The following is a 16,240-nucleotide window of genomic DNA, read 5'->3' as shown; positions in this document are numbered from 1 at the left end:
AGCATGTCTTTCCTCGATCAGTTAATCAACAACACCGTGCGGTCCGATGTGCGGGCCGTCAAAAGCTACCAGGTAGCCGATGCCAGCGGTTACATCAAACTCGATGCGATGGAAAACCCGTATCCGCTGCCGCCGCATCTGCGCGAGGAACTGGGCGCGCGCCTGGCCGGCGTGGTGCTGAACCGCTATCCGCCGTCGTACGCCAGCCTGCAGGCGGCCATTTGCGCCAAACTCGGCGTGCCCGCCGGCTACGATGTCATGCTGGGCAACGGTTCCGATGAACTCATTTCCATCCTGGCCATGGCCTGCGCCCATCAGGAGCCAGGCAAGCGCGCCGTGCTGCTGGCGCCCGTGCCGGCCTTTGTCATGTATGCGCGCTCGGCGCAGTTCGCCGGCATGGATTTCGTCGGCGTGCCCTTGCTGCCGGACTTCAGCATGGACATGCCGGCCATGCTGGCGGCCATCGAAGAACACCGCCCGGCGCTGGTCTTCCTCGCCTATCCGAATAACCCGACGGGCAACCTGTTTGCCGGCGCCGACATCGAGCGCATCCTGGCGGCCCTCGGCGACACGGGCATCGCCGTCGTCGACGAAGCGTATGAGCCGTTCGCGCAGCACAGTTTCATGGGCCGCCTGCCCGAGTTCGAGAACCTGGTGGTGATGCGCACCGTGTCGAAACTGGGCCTGGCCGGCATCCGCCTCGGCTATATGTCGGCCGCGCCGGCCCTGCTGGCGCAATTCGAGAAAGTGCGCCCGCCGTACAATGTGAACGTGCTGACGCAGGCGGCGGCCGAATTCGCGCTCGATCACATCGATGTGTTGAATGCGCAGGCGGCCCTGCTCAACAGCGCGCGCGACGCGCTGGCGCTGCGCCTGGCGGAACTGCCCGGTGTGACGGTATTTCCCTCGAAGGCAAATTTTCTTCTGATTCGTGTGGCTGATTCCGACGATGTTTGCGCAAAACTGCTTGCCCGCAGGGTTTTAATTAAAAATATGAGTAAAATGCATGCTGCGCTGGCCAATTGCCTGCGCATCAGCGTCAGCACCCCGGAAGAAAATTCCCTTTTTTACGATGCCTTCAAGGCATCCCTCGTTTAGCCTACCGCCAGAGCCTCCCATGAACCGCACCGCAGAAATCACGCGCAACACCAATGAGACGCAAGTTCGCGTCGCCCTCAACCTGGACGGCACGGGCCAGCAAAAGCTCAATACCGGCGTGCCCTTCCTCGACCATATGCTGGACCAGATCGCCCGCCACGGCTTGATCGACCTCGATATCGAAGCGACGGGCGACGTGCATATCGATAACCACCATACGGTGGAAGACGTGGGCATCACCCTGGGCATGGCCGTGGCCAAGGCCATCGGCGACAAGAAGGGCATCCGCCGCTACGGCCACGCGTACGTGCCGCTGGACGAGGCGCTGTCGCGCGTGGTGCTCGATTTCTCGGGCCGCCCTGGCATCGAATATCACATCCCGTTTACGCGTGCCATGATCGCCGGTTTCGACGTCGACCTGACCCTGGAATTTTTCCGCGGCTTCGTCAACCATGCGGGCGTGACCTTGCATATCGATAACCTGCGCGGCACGAATGCCCACCATCAATGCGAAACCGTGTTCAAGGCCTTTGGCCGCGCGCTGCGCATGGCTGCCGAGCTCGACGAGCGCGCGGCCGGTATCATTCCATCGACCAAGGGCAGCCTGTAAGCGCCCGCGAACCACTGTAGATTCCGAGATCAAACATGAATAAAATTGTGGTGGTGGATTACGGCATGGGCAATTTGCGCTCGGTGGCGCAAGCGTTGCGCGCCGTGGCGCCCGAAGCCGACGTGCGCATTTCCGGATTGGCGCAAGACATCGACAGCGCCGACCGCATCGTCTTGCCAGGTCAGGGCGCCATGCCCGACTGCATGCGCAGCCTGCGCGAATCGGGCGTGCTCGAAGCGCTGCTGCGCGCCGCCGACAGCAAGCCTGTGCTGGGCGTGTGCATCGGCGAGCAGATGCTGTTCGACGGCAGCGAAGAGGGCGATGCGGCCGGTTTGGGTTTGCTGCCAGGCAAAGTCGTGCGCTTCCAGCTCGACGGCCAGGTGCAGGAAGACGGCTCGCGCTTCAAGGTGCCGCAAATGGGCTGGAACCAAGTGCGGCAAACGGCGTCCCATGTCATGTGGGATGGCATCGATGACAACGCGTATTTTTACTTTGTGCACAGCTATTTTGCTCAACCTCAAGAGGCGTTGCACACGGTGGGCGAGACTGTCTATGGTGCGCCGTTCGCTTGCGCCGTCGCCCGTGATAATATTTTCGCCACACAGTTCCACCCTGAAAAAAGTGCTGCCGCTGGCTTGCAGCTGTACAAGAATTTCGTTCACTGGCAACCTTAACGTTAGCTATCCGGCTTTTTTTCGCTTCCCACTCACTCTGATACCACACTGACCATGCTGCTCATTCCCGCCATCGACCTGAAAGACGGTCACTGCGTACGCCTGAAACAAGGCGATATGGAACTTGCCACCGTATTTTCCGAAGACCCGGCCGACATGGCCCGCCATTGGCTGATGCAAGGCGCGCGCCGGCTGCACCTGGTCGACCTGAACGGCGCTTTTGCCGGCAAGCCGAAGAACGAAGGCGCCGTCAAGGCCATCCTGAAGGCCGTGCAAGATTTCGCCGTGGAAAACGACATCGAGGAAATCCCCGTGCAGCTGGGCGGCGGCATCCGTGATCTCGACACCATCGAGCGTTACCTCGACGCCGGCATCACCTACATCATCATCGGCACGGCGGCCGTGAAAAGCCCCGGCTTCCTGCACGATGCCTGCAGCGCCTTCCCGGGCCACATCATCGTTGGCCTCGACGCCAAGGATGGCAAGGTGGCAACGGATGGCTGGAGCAAGATGTCGGGCCACGAAGTGATCGACCTGGCGAAAAAATTCGAAGCCTACGGCGTCGAATCGATCATCTACACGGACATCGGCCGCGACGGCATGATGGGCGGTATCAATATCGACGCCACCGTCAAGCTGGCGCAAGCGGTCAAGATTCCCGTCATCGCCTCGGGTGGCCTGCACAATATCGGCGACGTGGAAGCGCTGTGCGCGGTCCAGGCCGAAGGCATCGAAGGCGTCATCTGCGGCCGTTCCATCTATGAGGGCACGATCGACCTGGCGCAGGCGCAAGAACGCGCCGACGAACTGACCGACGCCGCCGTTTAAGCCTGCCCGGCCGGGAGCGTGCCTGCGCACGCCCGGCCTGGCGACAATCTGGATACCATCATGCTTGCAAAACGTATCATCCCCTGCCTCGACGTGACCAACGGCCGCGTCGTCAAAGGCGTCAATTTCACGGAATTGCGCGACGCCGGCGACCCGGTGGAAATCGCCCGCCGCTATGACGAGCAGGGCGCCGATGAAATCACTTTCCTCGACATTACCGCGTCCAGCGACAACCGCGGCCTGATCTTCGACATCATCGAAGCCGTGGCGTCGCAAGTGTTCATTCCGCTGACCGTGGGCGGCGGCGTGCGCGTGGTGGAAGACGTGCGCCGACTGCTCAACGCGGGCGCCGACAAGGTCAGCATCAACACCTCGGCCGTGACGAATCCGCAACTGGTGTACGAGGCCTCGCAAAAGCACGGCTCGCAATGCATCGTCGTCGCCATCGACGCCAAGCAGGTGTCGCCCGGCAAGTGGGAAGTGTTTACCCATGGCGGACGCACCGCCACGGGCCTGGACGCGTTCGCGTGGGCGCGTAAAATGGAAAGCCTGGGCGCCGGTGAAATCTTGCTCACCAGTATGGACCGCGACGGCACCAAGGTCGGCTTCGACCTGGGCCTGACGCGCGGCGTGTCCGATGCCGTCAGCATCCCCGTCATCGCCTCTGGCGGCGTGGGCGGTTTGCAGGATCTGGTCGATGGCATCAAAGTGGGCCGCGCGGATGCCGTGCTGGCCGCCAGCATCTTCCACTATGGCCAGCACACGGTGCAGGAAGCCAAGCGTTTCATGGCGCAGCAGGGCATCCCCATGCGCCTGGCGTAAACACAAGCGGTAAAATCAGCAGGATAGAAGAACATGCAAAATGGAACCATCGTAGCAAGCAATGCCAAGTGGCTGAAAAAGGTCAAATGGGACGAGCACGGCCTGGTGCCCGTGATCGCGCAGGAAGCGGGCAGCAATGACGTGCTGATGTTTGCCTGGATGAACCGCGACGCGCTGGCGCGCACGGTGGAACTGGGCGAAGCCGTGTACTGGAGCCGTTCGCGCAAGAAACTGTGGCACAAGGGCGAAGAGTCCGGCCACACGCAAAAAGTGCTGGAAATCCGCCTCGATTGCGACGAAGACGTGGTCTTGCTGAAAATCGAGCAGGCGGGCGGCATCGCCTGCCATACGGGCCGCCACTCGTGTTTCTTCCAGAAATTCGAAGGCGACGAAAAAACGGGCGAATGGCAAGTCACCGACCCCGTGCTGAAAGACCCCGAGGCGATTTACGCGGAAAGCAAGAGCAAATGAGCGAAACTTTAAAACGCCTGGCCGCCGTGATCGAATCGCGCAAGCTGGCCAACGGCGGCGACCCCGCCACGTCGTATGTCGCGCGCCTGTTTGCCAAGGGCGATGATGCGATTCTGAAAAAAATCGGCGAAGAAGCGACGGAAACCGTGATGGCTGCCAAGGATGCGCGCCGCGACAACGACCCGTCGAAGGTCCTGTACGAGTGCGCCGACCTGTGGTTCCACTCGCTGGTGATGCTGGCGCAGTTCGACCTGACGCCGCAGCAGGTGCTCGACGAGCTGGCACGCCGCGAAGGCCTGTCCGGCCTGGAAGAAAAGGCGGCGCGCAAGGATGAGTTGCGCGACGCCGGCGAAACAGACAAACACTGACCTACTGGAGCGTGCGTGGATAACTGTATTTTCTGCAAGATTGCTGCAAAACAAATTCCTTCGACCATCGTGTATGAAGACGAAGACTTGCTGGCCTTCAAGGACATCAACCCGGCCGCGCCCGTGCACCTGCTGCTGATCCCGAAGCGCCACGTGGCCAGCCTGTCCGACTGCGACGATAGCCATACGGAAATGCTGGGCAAGTTGCTGCGTTTGGCGCCGAAACTCGCTGCCGAGTTCGGCTGCGCCGTCACGTATGACGCCGATGGCGTGCCTGCCGGCGGTTTCAAGACCATGATCAACAGCGGCCCGAACGGCGGGCAAGAGGTGTATCACCTGCACATGCATGTGTACGGCGGTCCCCGTCCCTGGCGCGGTCAACACTGATTTCGCTGCGCGCCGGGTTCACGTGTATACTACCGGCATTGGTTGACGCTATTCGGGCACCGTCCCGCAAGGAGAATGTGATGGGTTCATTGAGTATTTGGCACTGGGTGATCGTTCTGGTCATCGTGATGCTGGTCTTCGGCACCAAGAAACTGGGCAATATCGGCGGTGATATCGGCAAGGCCGTCAAAGGCTTCAAGGACGGCGTCAAGGGCGACGATGACGCGCCGGCAGCCAATACCCCTCCTGCTGCGCCATCGCAAGTGGCCGACAAAAGCACCATCGACGTCGAGACGAAAGAGAAAAGCAAGTCCTGATAGCGTGGCGGGGCGCTTGCCTCGTCCGGTAACAGCCCTTGTCCGCTTATGATCGATCTCGGTCTCTCTAAAATCGCCATCATCGGCGTGGTTGCGTTGATAGTCATCGGCCCTGAAAAGTTGCCGAGAGTGGCGCGCATGGCCGGTACCCTGTATGGCCGCGCGCAACGCTACCTGAACCAGGTGAAGTCCGAAGTCTCGCGCGAAATTGAAATGGAAGAGCTGAAAAACCTGCAGAAGGAAGTGCAGGATGCAGCCCATTCCGTCAAGCAAAGCGTGGAGAAATCCATGCATGGCGTGGAAAACTCGATCTCCGGCAATCTGGCCGAGGTGGAAAACGCCTGGCGCGGCGATTCGAGCTCGTATGATGAGCATCACGATGCCCATGAAGCCATGCTGCGCGCCACCAATGAAGACTTGGCTCGCAAGGCGCGCGAATTCCGCCGCAAGAAGCTGGTGCGCAATTCCGCCATCCCTGGCTGGTACAAGCAGCGCCATGGCGGCAAGCTGCACGTGCAGTCGGCCGCCGCCCGCGTGGCGCGCTTCCGTCCGCGCGCCAGTTCCTCCTCCTTTTACTCATGAGTAGCAAATCCCCGGTGGAAGAAACTTTTATCTCGCATCTGGTCGAGCTGCGCAACCGCCTGGTCAAGGCCTCGATCGGCATCGCCGTCGTTTGCGCCGTGCTGTTCTACTGGCCCGGCCCTTCTCACATCTACGATTTTATTGCGGCGCCGATGATCGCCTCGCTGCCAGCCGGCTCGAAAATGATCGCCACCGGTGTCATTTCGCCGTTCCTCGTGCCGATGAAAGTGACCCTGGTGATCGCCTTCATCGTCGCCTTGCCCTGGGTGCTGTACCAGATGTGGGCGTTTATCGCGCCCGGCCTGTACACGCATGAAAAGCGTCTGATCGCGCCGCTCGTCATCTCGTCTTCCCTGCTGTTCATGGCCGGCGTGGCCTTTTGCTATTTCTTTGTGTTTGGCCGCGTCTTCCACTTCATCAGCGACTTTTCGCCGTCGTCGATCGCCGTCACGCCCGATATCGAAAACTACCTCGATTTCGTCATGTCGATGTGCCTGGCCTTTGGCGCCACCTTCGAAGTGCCCGTGGTGGTGGTGATCCTCGTGCGCATGGGACTTGTTTCCATTGCGAAACTCAAGGAAGTGCGTCCCTACATCATCGTTGGCGCCTTCGTGATTGCCGCCATCGTCACGCCGCCGGACGTCGTCAGCCAGTTCTCGCTGGCCATCCCGATGTGCTTGCTGTTTGAACTGGGCCTGCTGGTGGCGCCCATCTTTGTCAAGGCCACGCAGGCGCCGGAAGAAGCGTCCTAGACGACCTGGGAAACGCACACGCAATAGCCGCTGGCCTCTTTCGGGAGCAGCGGCTTTTTTATTGCCGGATGGGCAGGTGGGTGCTTACTGCAGCATCAGTTTGCTGAGGATGCCCAAGTTGAGCAGGATCAAAGTGCTCATCATCCAGTACACATGTTTCATGTCCGCGCCCTGGCGCAAGTCCAGGCGTTCCAGACGGGCATCGAACTTCTGCTCCAGCGCATCCACCTTCAATTCCAGCGCGCCTAACTTGGTATCGACTTTTTGCTCGGCCAGTTTGATTTCCCCCAGCACATTGCGCTCCAGCGCCGCCAGTTCGCCATGCACGACCACGGCAGACCCCAGCACCTCGCCCAGGGCCGCTGCATGGGCTTCCGCCTGTGGCGTGGGTACGCCTGCCGAGGCGAGGCGTTTGGCGTAATCGAGGGTGTCAAACTGAATAGGCATATGCATGGACGCTCCTGATATCCAGCCTAGCAGGAAAATCGGCAATTGCCAGTGAGGAGTGCGGTGGCGCCTGCCTTCACAGCAGATTAACGCCCATGGAGCGGGATGGTTTGCGCTGGCGCAAACGCGGGAGGGAAGCATAAAAAAGGGCGCCGCAGCGCCCTTTGCACGATGAGATGCGTACGAGTTAATTCATCAATTCCTTGATGACTTTTACGGGCGCGCTGCCGTAGCTGAGGAATTGTTCGTGGAAATCCTTCAGCACGAACTTGCTGCCCAGCGCTTGCTTGCGCTGTTCGCGCAAGTCCATGATTTCGCTGTAGCCGCTGAAATAGCTGGTCAGTTGCACCGAGCTCAGTTGCACGCGGCGCCATTTTTCCTTGGCTTCACGCTGGGTCTGGAAGGCCTGCCGCGTCAGCAGGTCGAGCGCTTGCGCTTCCGTCATGCCCAGCACGTGCACGCTGTAGTCGAGGATGGTGTTGGTGACGCTGCGCAAGTTCCACTTCGAATACATCAGCCACATTTCCGGCGCGTTGTTGCCATAGCCCGATTCGAGCATCATGCGTTCGCCATACACGGCCCAGCCTTCGATCATGGCGCCATTGCCGAAGATCGATTTGACCAGGGACGGCGACTTGTTGGCGTAGACGAGCTGCGTGTAATGGCCGGGGATGGCTTCGTGGATATTCAGGATCTGCAAGATCCAGTGGTTGTATTCGCGCAAGCTGCTTTCCGCCTGTTCCGGCGTTTCGCCATCGAGCGGCGTCACGTTGTAATAGGTGCGGTCCTGTGGACGGTAGGGGCCGGGCGCCTCGATGCTGGCGCCGGCCACGCCGCGCTGGTAAGCGGGTGTTTCACGCACGACCAGAGGCTTTTTCGGGTCCATCGTCAGCAGGTTGTGGCTGGTCACCCATTCCTGCAGTTCCGGGATCTGGCGGCGGATTTCCGGCACGAAGTCGGCGGCCGCCACGTGGTTGCTGGAGAGCTTGTCGATCACCATGCCGATCTTTGCCGTGCGGTCCGCCGGCTTGGCCGTGGCGCCCATGGTTTTCACCCACAGCTCGTCGGACAGGCTATCCATGTGCTCGAGCAGCTTTTCGCGCGCGGCCAGGGCCTTCTGGTACATCTGCTCGGCGCTCACGCTGGCCTGGATATCGTAGGCAAATTTCTGTTCATATAAATCCTTGCCGATGCGGAAGGAGCGCGCATTGCCGTTCTGCGCCAGCGCCGCATCCAGTTCCGTCAGCCAGGCCGCATAGCCTTGCACGGCCGTGCGGGCTGCGGCGATGCGCGCGTTGTACAACTGTTTTTCCGTCGGTGTCAGGATGGAGCCCTGTGCCGTCTTGTTCAGGTCGTCAAGCACGCTGAGCACGCCGGCGCTCTGGGCGATGGCCAGCTGCGTGTGTTCGCGCGTGGGATTGACGATGCTGGCGCGTGCAGCCGCATAATATTGCGGCACGGTGGCGATGCGCTTGAGCAAGGTGCGCAGGCGCTGCGGCTGGGCCGCGTATTCCGTGTTCAGGATGAAGTCGATGGAACCGGCCACGTTGTACTGGGCGGGATTCCATTCGAATTCGCGGAAGGTGGTCAGATACCAGCGGTCCGATTGCAGTTTATTGGTCAGCAAGGCCAGGTCGGTGCGCTGCTTGTCCGACATTTTGCCGGCGTTCAGCTTGCCGAACTTGCCCAGCCATTCTTCGATAAAGGCCAGTTGCTTCTGGCGGCTGGCCGCGTCGGGAATGCTCAGGTTGGCGGCGCCATCGTACTTACCGACCGAAATCGCGCTTTCCGGATCCAGGCGCCACAGGGCCGTGAGGAATTGGCCGCTCAGGTTATTCATGGAGCGGTCGCTGCTGTTCTCGCTGGCGACGGCCGCGATCGTGGCTGCTGTCGCGGCCGTGGCGACGGCCGCCTTCTTGGCGCCGGTTTTTTTCTTGCTGCTGCTGGTGCTGGCCTTGCCGCTTTTCTGCGGCTTCTTGGCGGCGCTGGCTGGTGTCAGGGTAAAGGCCATCATCAATGCGGCGAGCGCAACTTTATTTCTTGTCAGCATAGTTTATCTCTTGAATATTTTGTCGTTTGTTCCTATCAGAAAATAATAAACTGATAATATAAGTAACAAACAACTATTGAAAGGTTGGCCTTGCTTGCCTGGGCGGCCTAAAGATTAGCACTAATTGCCCCTGCGGCGCTAGACGACGATGGCGCTGCCGTGCAGCAGCTCCTGGTGGCGCGCATTGATGGCCGCCACGGCATCCTTGCCGCGCGCCATGCCGGTGGCGTGGATCTCCGTTTCCTGCGTGTAGCGCTGGCTGACGCGTACCGTGTAGGACTGGAACAGCCAGCTCCAGAAGTTCGTTTCATAGACGGCTTCATCCATGTCGCGCCATTTGACGCCCGTGAGTTTCTTTTTCCACGGCAAGATGCCGGAGGCCAGCCACACGCCCGCCTCGTCGTAGTACAGCTGGTAGCTGCGTATCGTCAGCAGGCGGTAGCCGACGATCAGGGCCGAGCCGATCAGCACGACAAAGGCGGCGCGCGTGTTGTACTTGAAGGCCAGCGGCAGGGCGGCAAAGAACAGCAGCACGGCAATGACGAAGGTGCTGGCGTAAGCGGTCCAGGATTTGCCGCACAGGAAGGTCGCGCGCTGGCCGGCGCTGGTGGCGATAAAGTCGGTCATGGGGCAGGAAAGAAAAACGGAAAAACGATCATCGCATGGAACGCGGCGGCGCCGCTCATTTTTTCAATCTCATCGCTTCAACCCTTCCTGCAGCATGCCCAGCATGTCATTGGCCGACATGCGCGCGGCCGCGTCGCTGCCTTCCAACAGGCTGTCGGCCAGGTCGCGCTTGTGCTGGTGCAATTCGACGATGCCTTCCTCGATCGTGTGCTTGGCCACCAGGCGGTAGATGGTGACGGGACGCAATTGGCCCATGCGGTGGGCGCGGTCCGAGGCCTGGTCTTCCACGGCCGGGTTCCACCATGGGTCCATGTGGATCACGTAATCGGCGGCCGTCAAATTGATGCCCATGCCGCCCGCCTTCAGGCTGATCAGGAAGACATCACCTTCGCCCGCCTGGAATGCATCGACGCGGCGCTTGCGTTCCTGCATGGGCGTGCTGCCGTCGAGATACTGGTAGCGCACGCCATGCTGCTCGAGATGCTGGCGGATCAGGGTCAGATGGTCGACGAACTGGCTGAAGACGAGTACCTTGTGGCGGTTTTCCAGCAAGCCCGATAGCAGTTGGGCGAAGGCCGCCAGCTTGCTGCTGGCCAGGCCCAATTCCGGCGCCACCAGTTGCGGATTGCAGCAGGCGCGGCGCAGCTTCATGATCTCGGCCAGGATCTGGATGGCTTTCTTGGACGCCGGCCCTTCCACCATGGCCAGCTTTTCCAGCGCTTCGCGGCGCAACGATTCGTACAGCGCCGTTTCCTGCGGCGACAATTCCACTTCCAGCACGATTTCCGTGCGCGATGGCAATTCCGACAGCACTTGCGTCTTGGTGCGGCGCAAGATGAACGGCGCGATCAATCGGCGCAAGCGCAAGCGCGCACCGGCCGCCGCCCGTTTATCCTGGTCCTTTTCAATCGGCCCGGCGAAGCGCAAATTGAACTGGTCGAGGGTGCCCAGCAAACCGGGGTTGATGAAGCGGAACAGATTCCACAATTCGCCCAGGTGGTTTTCCAGCGGCGTGCCGCTGGCCACCATGCGAAAATCGCCTTGCAGGGCCATCACGGCTTGCGAGCGTTTGGTGGCGCCATTCTTGATCGCCTGCGCTTCGTCGAGCACGATCGTATGCCAGTGCACGCCGGCAAACATGGCCGCTTCCTGCTGCAGCAAGCCATAGCTGGCCACCACCACGTCGAAGGGTTGCAATGTTTCCAGCATGTCGGCGCGGTCGCCGCTGCCGAACAGTTTGATGTTCAAGGTGGGCGCGAAGCGCTGCGCTTCGCTGATCCAGTTCATGCAGACGGACGTGGGGGCGACGACGAGGGTCGGGCCGTTCGGCGCGCGCGCCAGGATCAATGCCAGCGCCTGCAAGGTCTTGCCGAGCCCCATGTCGTCGGCCAGGCAGGCGCCCACGCCCCAGTGCGCCAGGCGCGCCAGCCATTCAAAGCCAGCCAGCTGGTAGTCGCGCAAGTCCGCCTGCAAGGTGCTGGGCAGCTGCGGCTGATAATCATCGAGGGCGCGCAGGCGCAGCAAGTGTTCGCGCCACAGTTTGTCCGCCTTGACGCCGCCCGCATCGCTGGCCAGCTCTTCCAGCGCGAAGGCGGCCAGCGGGTGGATGTGCACGCCATCGGCATGCGCTTCGCCATACGCGGCCAGCTCGGACAGGCGCCGGTGCAATTCGTCGCTGAGGGCCAGGAACTGGTTGTCGCCCAGGGCCACGAAGCGGCTTTTATTGTTCTGCATCAAGTCGAGCAGGGCGCGCAAATCCATCACCTTGTCTTCATCGATCCGCACTTCGCCGCTGGCGGCAAACCAGTCTTTTTCGCTCTTGATATTCAAGCGCATCTGGCCGCTGTCGATGCGTTTCGACACGCGCATGGTTTCGCCTTCCGGCCAGGCCAGCAGCACGTTGGCAGGATCGAGCGCCTGCAGCTCCACCAGCAGTTGCAGGCCCAGCGCAGGCTGGCCCAGCAGCCATTCGCCATGCTCTTCTTGCGCCTCTTCCAGCACCAGGCATTTACCAATGAGCTGGCGCTGCGCTTCGCGTTCCGCGTTCAGGTCGCGCCGCGCTTGAACGGCCCGGCCCGCCACGTCGGCAAACACGCTTTCGGCGCCGCTGCCCGGCGCGTAATAGGCGCCGTTGTCGAGCAGCGGGCGGACTAAAATCTGCATTTTCAGGCCCTGCTGGTAGGGCAGCAGGTGCACGTGCAGGCGGTGGTCGGCCGTGATCGCTTCCGCGTCGCTGGCGCCGCCGCCGATGTCCGATTGCACAGTGACCATGGACGAGATGGCGCCGATCGCCTGCATCACCTGTTTCTCCGCATGCAGCGGCACGGACAGGCCCAGGCCCACGATGGCGCCGATGCGCCGGTGCTCGTCGAGGATGTGCACGACGCGCAGGCGCGTTGGCGTCTCGCGCTGCACCACGACATTGCTGCCGCTGTCGGGCAGCGGCGGCTGCATGCCCAGCCACAGCTGCCCCTCGTGCGACTTGATCAGGAGCTCGGGTGCGCCGGCGATCAGTTCCACGCGCGTGTCGGGGTTGTCGAGCCAGAACACGAGCGGGTGGCCGACGAGCAGGACGGCGGCCTTGTCCAGCTCGACTTCATAGCGGGGCGCCGATGAATAGTATTGTTTAAAAGGTGCGATGCTGCCCGCCGCGCGGGCGTCTTGCGGCGTGAGGAAATCGATGTCGCCCGCTTCCTCGGCCAGGCGTTTGAGACCCATGGCGCGACCCTTGCTCCAGCCGCCGCGCGCATCGCGTTTCTGCTCGCGCACTTCCACGGCGGTGAGACCAAAGCGCGGGTCGAACGCCACCAGCCACACCAGGCGGGAGACGCCGCCCAGCGCTTCGGCGGGCGCATTCTGCTGCAGGTTGATGAGGGCGCTCAGCTGGCGCTGCCACGCTTCCTGGCGCTCGAACCACGGCGCCATGTCCGTCAATCCATGTTGCGCCCGCTTGGCCGTGGCATAGCGCTCCTGCTGTGGCTCGCCCATCAAGCCCAGCAAGCCTGCCGCCTGGGCCGCGATCAAATCGTAGCCTGCCGCGTCGGCCTGCTGCACCAGCGCTCGCAACTGGTCCTTGCGTTCGGCCAGTTGCGGCAGGGCCAGCCAGTAGTACAGCAGGGCCTGGAACAGCTGCGCCTGCAGTCCCGTTTCCCAGCTGCGCGTGGGGATGCTTTCCGCCAGCTGCACGCCGGCGCGCACGAGGCGCAAGGTATTGAGTTGCTGGTAGACGATGCTGTCGTGGTTCGGCTGCGCGTGCAGGGCGATATCGAGATAGGTTTCCGCGTTTTTCAGCAGCTTGGCGTCGTTGCCGCGCAGCAGGGCCAACACGTACAAATGGCCGCCGATGCCCGTGAAGCACAGCTTGCGCTTGCCTGTTTCCTTGCGCAGCCCTTTCAAGGCCGTTTCGAAGCCCGCCACGGCGTGCGCATGTTCGCCGCGCAACAGGGCGATGCTGCTGTCGACAAACAGCGCCTGCGGTCCCTGCTGGCCTGCCAGGTAACGGGCGGCTGCGTCGAGTTCGCCGCACAGCAGGGCGTCTTCGGCCAGGGCCAGCGGCAGGGCGGCGCCGATATGGTCGCCGGCGGCCGCCTGGCGCGCGTGGTGGGCGCGTGCATACGTGCGGATGGCATGCGCCGTGGCCGGTTCGCGCGGGGCGTTGCCCAGCAGCACGGCGAGGATGTCATCCTGCAGCTGCGGCATGACGAAAGACAGCATTTCCGGCTCGAACGGCCGGCCGAAAATCTCGATCAGCGGATGCAGCTGCTGCGCTTCATAGCAGGCCATGCAGGCGGCCAGGATGGCGGCCACGTGGCGCACCTCGTCGTTGCGCAGCAGGGCGATGCGCAGGCGCGCGACGCCTTGCCGGTAGCTGCGCAATTCCACATAGCCATCCCAGTTGCGGCGTACGGGGTTGATCAGCTCGATGGCCTGGCACAGGTCGCGAAACACCAGGTGTTCGATGGCCGCGCGCATGGCGGGCCAGCGCAATTTTGCTTCGCAGGCGAAGCCCCGTCCCACCACTTCGGACGCCAGCGCGTGCCGCGTCAAATGCTGCAGCATGTTCGTGACGGTGAGCAGGGCGAACGGCGTGCCGTCCGGCTCGACGACATTGGCGCGCTGCAAGTGTTCATACACGGCATGCTTGCCCACCGGTTCGCCCGCGATGGCCAGCAAGGCCAGGATCATCTGTTCGTGCCGCTCCAGGGCGGCAAATTCGTCAAGCAAGAGCTGGTCTGTCATGCGGGCAAATTGGCGATGTGGACGGGCGGCTCGCCGGCCGCCACGGGCAGGCCGAACACGCGCTGGTAGAAATACAGTTCCGCGTCCAGGGTGCGTACGATGTTTTCCGCCTTGCGGAAGCCGTGTCCTTCGCCTTCGAGCGGCACGTACGCGACGGGTACGCCGCGCGCCTGCAGGGCGTCGACCATCAGCTGCGACTGTTGCGGCGGCACGACCTTGTCGTCGAGGCCCTGGAAGAAAATCATCGGGCGCGACAGTTTATCCGTGTGGTGGATGGGCGAGCGCTCGCGGTACAGCGCCTCGGCTTGCGGCTGCGAAGCGATCAGGTAGTCGGTGTAGCGCGATTCGAACTTGTGCGAATCGTCGTCCAGGCCCTTCAGGTCGGATACGCCATAGTAGCTGGCTCCGGCCTTGAAGACGTCGTGGAAGGTCAATGCGCACAGGGTCGTCAGGCCGCCCGCGCTGCCGCCGCGGATGATCAGGCGCTCCGGGTCGGCCAGGCCGTTGGCGGCCAGGTAGCGCGCGCCGGCGATGCAGTCTTCCACGTCGACGATGCCCCATTGCCCGCGCAGCGCGTCGCGGTATTCGCGGCCGAAGCCGCTGCTGCCGCCATAGTTGACGTCGAGCACGCCGATGCCGCGGCTGGTCCAGTACTGCGTCGCCAGTTTCAAGGTATTGCTGGCCATGCTGGTGGGGCCGCCATGGCTGATGACGATGACGGGAGGTAATGTTCCCGCGGGCGCCTGCACGTCGCCATTCGTGGGTGCGTAAAAGAAGGCGTAGGCCGTGCGGCCATTGCTGCTTGGGAAACTCAAGCTGCGCGGCACGGACAGATACTCGAGCGCGGGCAATTGTGCGATCGATTGGGTCAGCACTTCCAGCTCATGGTTAGCCAAATCGATGCGCGCCAGTTCCAGCGCGATGGTCGGGCTGCCGCCCAGCAGCGCGACAAAGCCGGGACCCACGCGCAGTTCGCGGATTTCCTGGTACGGGTGGGGAATCGGCTCGAGCTTGGCCGCCGCCACGTTCAATTGCGCCAGGTAGCTGATGCCGGCCTGGATATACGTGCAGACGATCTCGTCGTCGGAAAGAAAACCGTACATGCTGCCGCCGAAGGTCCAGTGCGGCGTGGCAAATTCCGCTTCCATCGGGCACAGGGCCTCGATGTCGGCGCCGTGCAGGCGGTACAGATTCCACCAGCCGCTGCTGTCGGAGACGAAATGCAGCAAGCCGTTCGGCGACCATTCCGGCTGGCAGATCGATTCGCGCGCACCGCCGGCGATCAGGCGTGGCGAACCGAGGCTGCCGTCCGCGTGCACGTCGGCCAGCCACAGTTCCGTGCCCTGCCACGGCAGGCGCGGGTGGTCCCAGCTGATCCAGGCCAGCTGGTTGCCGTCCGGCGACAAGCGCGGCGCGGCATAAAAATCGTGGCCCCGTGCCAGCACCGTTTCGCGCCCGTCGAAGCCAACGGCGGCCAGGCAGTTTTCCGGCTGCGCATGGCCTGCGTCCGGATGTTGCTCGCGCACGGCGATCAGGCGCGCACGCGCCGCATCGACAACGAAGTCCGCGTGGCGCGTGTTGCCGCCCGTGGTGAACGCTTCGGGTGCGCCGTCGCCGGCCACGCGGTACAGGCAATTGTCGGCGAAATGCGAGAAATACACGGTATCGCCGGCCACGGCATACGCGCCGCCGCCGTATTCATGCACGCGGGTGCGCACATTGAACGGTGCCGGCGTCAGTTCGTCGACACGCGCGCCGCGCTGGCGCAGCAGTGTGTTGCGGCCCGCCTCGCTGGCGCGTCCGGCCAGCCAGAACACGTCGGCCCCATCCGCACCGCCCAGGGCCAGCTGCGCCAGCGGCGAGGCGCCGGCGGCGACGATGGCCGCGCTGATCGGCGATGGCCAGATGCCATAAGGGGTGCTGGATGCGGTCGAGGTCATGCGGGCTCCGTGTCGTGGTGGAAAGAGG

At 62.5% G+C, this 16,240-nt stretch carries 16 protein-coding genes; 11 read left to right on the top strand and 5 right to left on the bottom strand.

Annotated features, from left to right (window positions below; all coding sequences use genetic code 11):
* The first annotated feature begins 3 nt into the window (after window positions 1-3).
* The 11 genes from hisC (at window position 4) to tatC (ending at window position 6,909) form a co-directional block, all read left to right on the top strand.
* Window positions 4-1,098 carry a histidinol-phosphate transaminase gene (gene hisC / locus GYK42_RS17910; protein WP_166448586.1) on the top strand — a complete coding sequence of 365 codons (1,095 nt, stop codon included), beginning with the start codon at window positions 4-6 and terminating at the stop codon, window positions 1,096-1,098.
* 19 nt (window positions 1,099-1,117) lie between these two features.
* Window positions 1,118-1,708, top strand: a complete 591-nt coding sequence (gene hisB / locus GYK42_RS17905; protein ID WP_010402123.1) for an imidazoleglycerol-phosphate dehydratase HisB — start codon at window positions 1,118-1,120, stop codon at window positions 1,706-1,708.
* 35 nt (window positions 1,709-1,743) lie between these two features.
* Window positions 1,744-2,382, top strand: coding sequence for an imidazole glycerol phosphate synthase subunit HisH (hisH, locus tag GYK42_RS17900; RefSeq protein ID WP_166448585.1), 639 nt, complete (start codon window positions 1,744-1,746; stop codon window positions 2,380-2,382).
* Window positions 2,383-2,436: 54 nt separating this feature from the next.
* Window positions 2,437-3,210 carry a 1-(5-phosphoribosyl)-5-[(5-phosphoribosylamino)methylideneamino]imidazole-4-carboxamide isomerase gene (hisA, locus tag GYK42_RS17895; RefSeq protein ID WP_034753842.1) on the top strand — a complete coding sequence of 258 codons (774 nt, stop codon included), beginning with the start codon at window positions 2,437-2,439 and terminating at the stop codon, window positions 3,208-3,210.
* 60 nt (window positions 3,211-3,270) lie between these two features.
* The gene (gene hisF / locus GYK42_RS17890) at window positions 3,271-4,032 is read left to right on the top strand and encodes an imidazole glycerol phosphate synthase subunit HisF (RefSeq protein ID WP_058049664.1); all 762 of its coding nucleotides are present in this window, start codon (window positions 3,271-3,273) and stop codon (window positions 4,030-4,032) included.
* A gap of 33 nt (window positions 4,033-4,065) precedes the next feature.
* Entirely contained in the window at window positions 4,066-4,503 is a 438-nt protein-coding gene (gene hisI, locus GYK42_RS17885; RefSeq protein WP_166448584.1) for a phosphoribosyl-AMP cyclohydrolase, read from the top strand.
* Window positions 4,500-4,871 carry a phosphoribosyl-ATP diphosphatase gene (locus GYK42_RS17880; protein ID WP_034753849.1) on the top strand — a complete coding sequence of 124 codons (372 nt, stop codon included), beginning with the start codon at window positions 4,500-4,502 and terminating at the stop codon, window positions 4,869-4,871. The genes hisI and GYK42_RS17880 overlap by 4 nt, the downstream gene beginning before the upstream one ends.
* A 15-nt stretch (window positions 4,872-4,886) precedes the next feature.
* On the top strand, window positions 4,887-5,258 hold the full coding sequence (locus tag GYK42_RS17875; protein WP_166448583.1) for an HIT domain-containing protein: 372 nt from the start codon (window positions 4,887-4,889) through the stop codon (window positions 5,256-5,258).
* An 80-nt stretch (window positions 5,259-5,338) separates the two neighbouring features.
* Window positions 5,339-5,575: a Sec-independent protein translocase subunit TatA gene (gene tatA / locus GYK42_RS17870; protein ID WP_046683197.1), complete on the top strand. Its 237-nt coding sequence runs from the start codon at window positions 5,339-5,341 to the stop codon at window positions 5,573-5,575.
* Between the two features lie 48 nt (window positions 5,576-5,623).
* On the top strand, window positions 5,624-6,157 hold the full coding sequence (gene tatB, locus GYK42_RS17865) for a Sec-independent protein translocase protein TatB (RefSeq protein ID WP_046683198.1): 534 nt from the start codon (window positions 5,624-5,626) through the stop codon (window positions 6,155-6,157).
* A complete protein-coding gene (gene tatC / locus GYK42_RS17860; RefSeq protein WP_035823092.1) occupies window positions 6,154-6,909 on the top strand; it encodes a twin-arginine translocase subunit TatC in 756 nt (251 codons plus the stop codon). Before tatB ends, tatC begins: the two co-directional genes overlap by 4 nt.
* 84 nt (window positions 6,910-6,993) lie before the next feature.
* Here the strand turns inward: tatC and GYK42_RS17855 are convergent, their stop codons facing one another.
* The 5 genes from GYK42_RS17855 to GYK42_RS17835 all read right to left on the bottom strand — a co-directional run bounded on the left by GYK42_RS17855 (window position 6,994) and on the right by GYK42_RS17835 (window position 16,212).
* The gene (locus tag GYK42_RS17855) at window positions 6,994-7,362 is read right to left on the bottom strand and encodes a hypothetical protein (RefSeq protein WP_166448582.1); all 369 of its coding nucleotides are present in this window, start codon (window positions 7,360-7,362) and stop codon (window positions 6,994-6,996) included.
* A 181-nt stretch (window positions 7,363-7,543) separates the two neighbouring features.
* Window positions 7,544-9,403 (bottom strand): DUF885 domain-containing protein, encoded by a 1,860-nt coding sequence (locus GYK42_RS17850; protein WP_166448628.1) that lies wholly within the window; start codon window positions 9,401-9,403, stop codon window positions 7,544-7,546.
* Between the two features lie 141 nt (window positions 9,404-9,544).
* Complete coding sequence (locus GYK42_RS17845; RefSeq protein ID WP_166448581.1) at window positions 9,545-10,033, bottom strand: hypothetical protein; 489 nt, start codon at window positions 10,031-10,033, stop codon at window positions 9,545-9,547.
* 69 nt (window positions 10,034-10,102) lie between these two features.
* The gene (locus GYK42_RS17840) at window positions 10,103-14,272 is read right to left on the bottom strand and encodes a DEAD/DEAH box helicase (protein ID WP_166448580.1); all 4,170 of its coding nucleotides are present in this window, start codon (window positions 14,270-14,272) and stop codon (window positions 10,103-10,105) included.
* Window positions 14,269-16,212 carry an alpha/beta hydrolase family protein gene (locus tag GYK42_RS17835; protein WP_166448579.1) on the bottom strand — a complete coding sequence of 648 codons (1,944 nt, stop codon included), beginning with the start codon at window positions 16,210-16,212 and terminating at the stop codon, window positions 14,269-14,271. The genes GYK42_RS17840 and GYK42_RS17835 overlap by 4 nt, the downstream gene beginning before the upstream one ends.
* Window positions 16,213-16,240 lie beyond the last annotated feature (28 nt).

This window comes from Janthinobacterium lividum, assembly GCF_011601275.1.
GTDB classification, from domain to species: domain Bacteria; phylum Pseudomonadota; class Gammaproteobacteria; order Burkholderiales; family Burkholderiaceae_D; genus Janthinobacterium; species Janthinobacterium lividum_E.
The sequence above is the reverse complement of the archived record's forward strand: the minus strand, read 5'-3'. Positions and strand labels throughout refer to the sequence as shown.

Excerpts from the sequence above, each read along its gene's own strand:
- hisH (WP_166448585.1), top strand. The coding sequence starts at position 1,744 with ATGAATAAAATTGTGGTGGTGGATTACGGCATGGGCAATTTGCGCTCG.
- hisI (WP_166448584.1), top strand. The coding sequence starts at position 4,066 with ATGCAAAATGGAACCATCGTAGCAAGCAATGCCAAGTGGCTGAAAAAG.
- tatB (WP_046683198.1), top strand. The coding sequence starts at position 5,624 with ATGATCGATCTCGGTCTCTCTAAAATCGCCATCATCGGCGTGGTTGCG.
- hisA (WP_034753842.1), top strand. The coding sequence starts at position 2,437 with ATGCTGCTCATTCCCGCCATCGACCTGAAAGACGGTCACTGCGTACGC.
- GYK42_RS17855 (WP_166448582.1), bottom strand. The coding sequence starts at position 7,362 with ATGCATATGCCTATTCAGTTTGACACCCTCGATTACGCCAAACGCCTC.
- hisB (WP_010402123.1), top strand. The coding sequence starts at position 1,118 with ATGAACCGCACCGCAGAAATCACGCGCAACACCAATGAGACGCAAGTT.
- hisC (WP_166448586.1), top strand. The coding sequence starts at position 4 with ATGTCTTTCCTCGATCAGTTAATCAACAACACCGTGCGGTCCGATGTG.
- GYK42_RS17845 (WP_166448581.1), bottom strand. The coding sequence starts at position 10,033 with ATGACCGACTTTATCGCCACCAGCGCCGGCCAGCGCGCGACCTTCCTG.
- GYK42_RS17840 (WP_166448580.1), bottom strand. The coding sequence starts at position 14,272 with ATGACAGACCAGCTCTTGCTTGACGAATTTGCCGCCCTGGAGCGGCAC.
- GYK42_RS17835 (WP_166448579.1), bottom strand. The coding sequence starts at position 16,212 with ATGACCTCGACCGCATCCAGCACCCCTTATGGCATCTGGCCATCGCCG.
- GYK42_RS17880 (WP_034753849.1), top strand. The coding sequence starts at position 4,500 with ATGAGCGAAACTTTAAAACGCCTGGCCGCCGTGATCGAATCGCGCAAG.
- hisF (WP_058049664.1), top strand. The coding sequence starts at position 3,271 with ATGCTTGCAAAACGTATCATCCCCTGCCTCGACGTGACCAACGGCCGC.
- tatA (WP_046683197.1), top strand. The coding sequence starts at position 5,339 with ATGGGTTCATTGAGTATTTGGCACTGGGTGATCGTTCTGGTCATCGTG.
- tatC (WP_035823092.1), top strand. The coding sequence starts at position 6,154 with ATGAGTAGCAAATCCCCGGTGGAAGAAACTTTTATCTCGCATCTGGTC.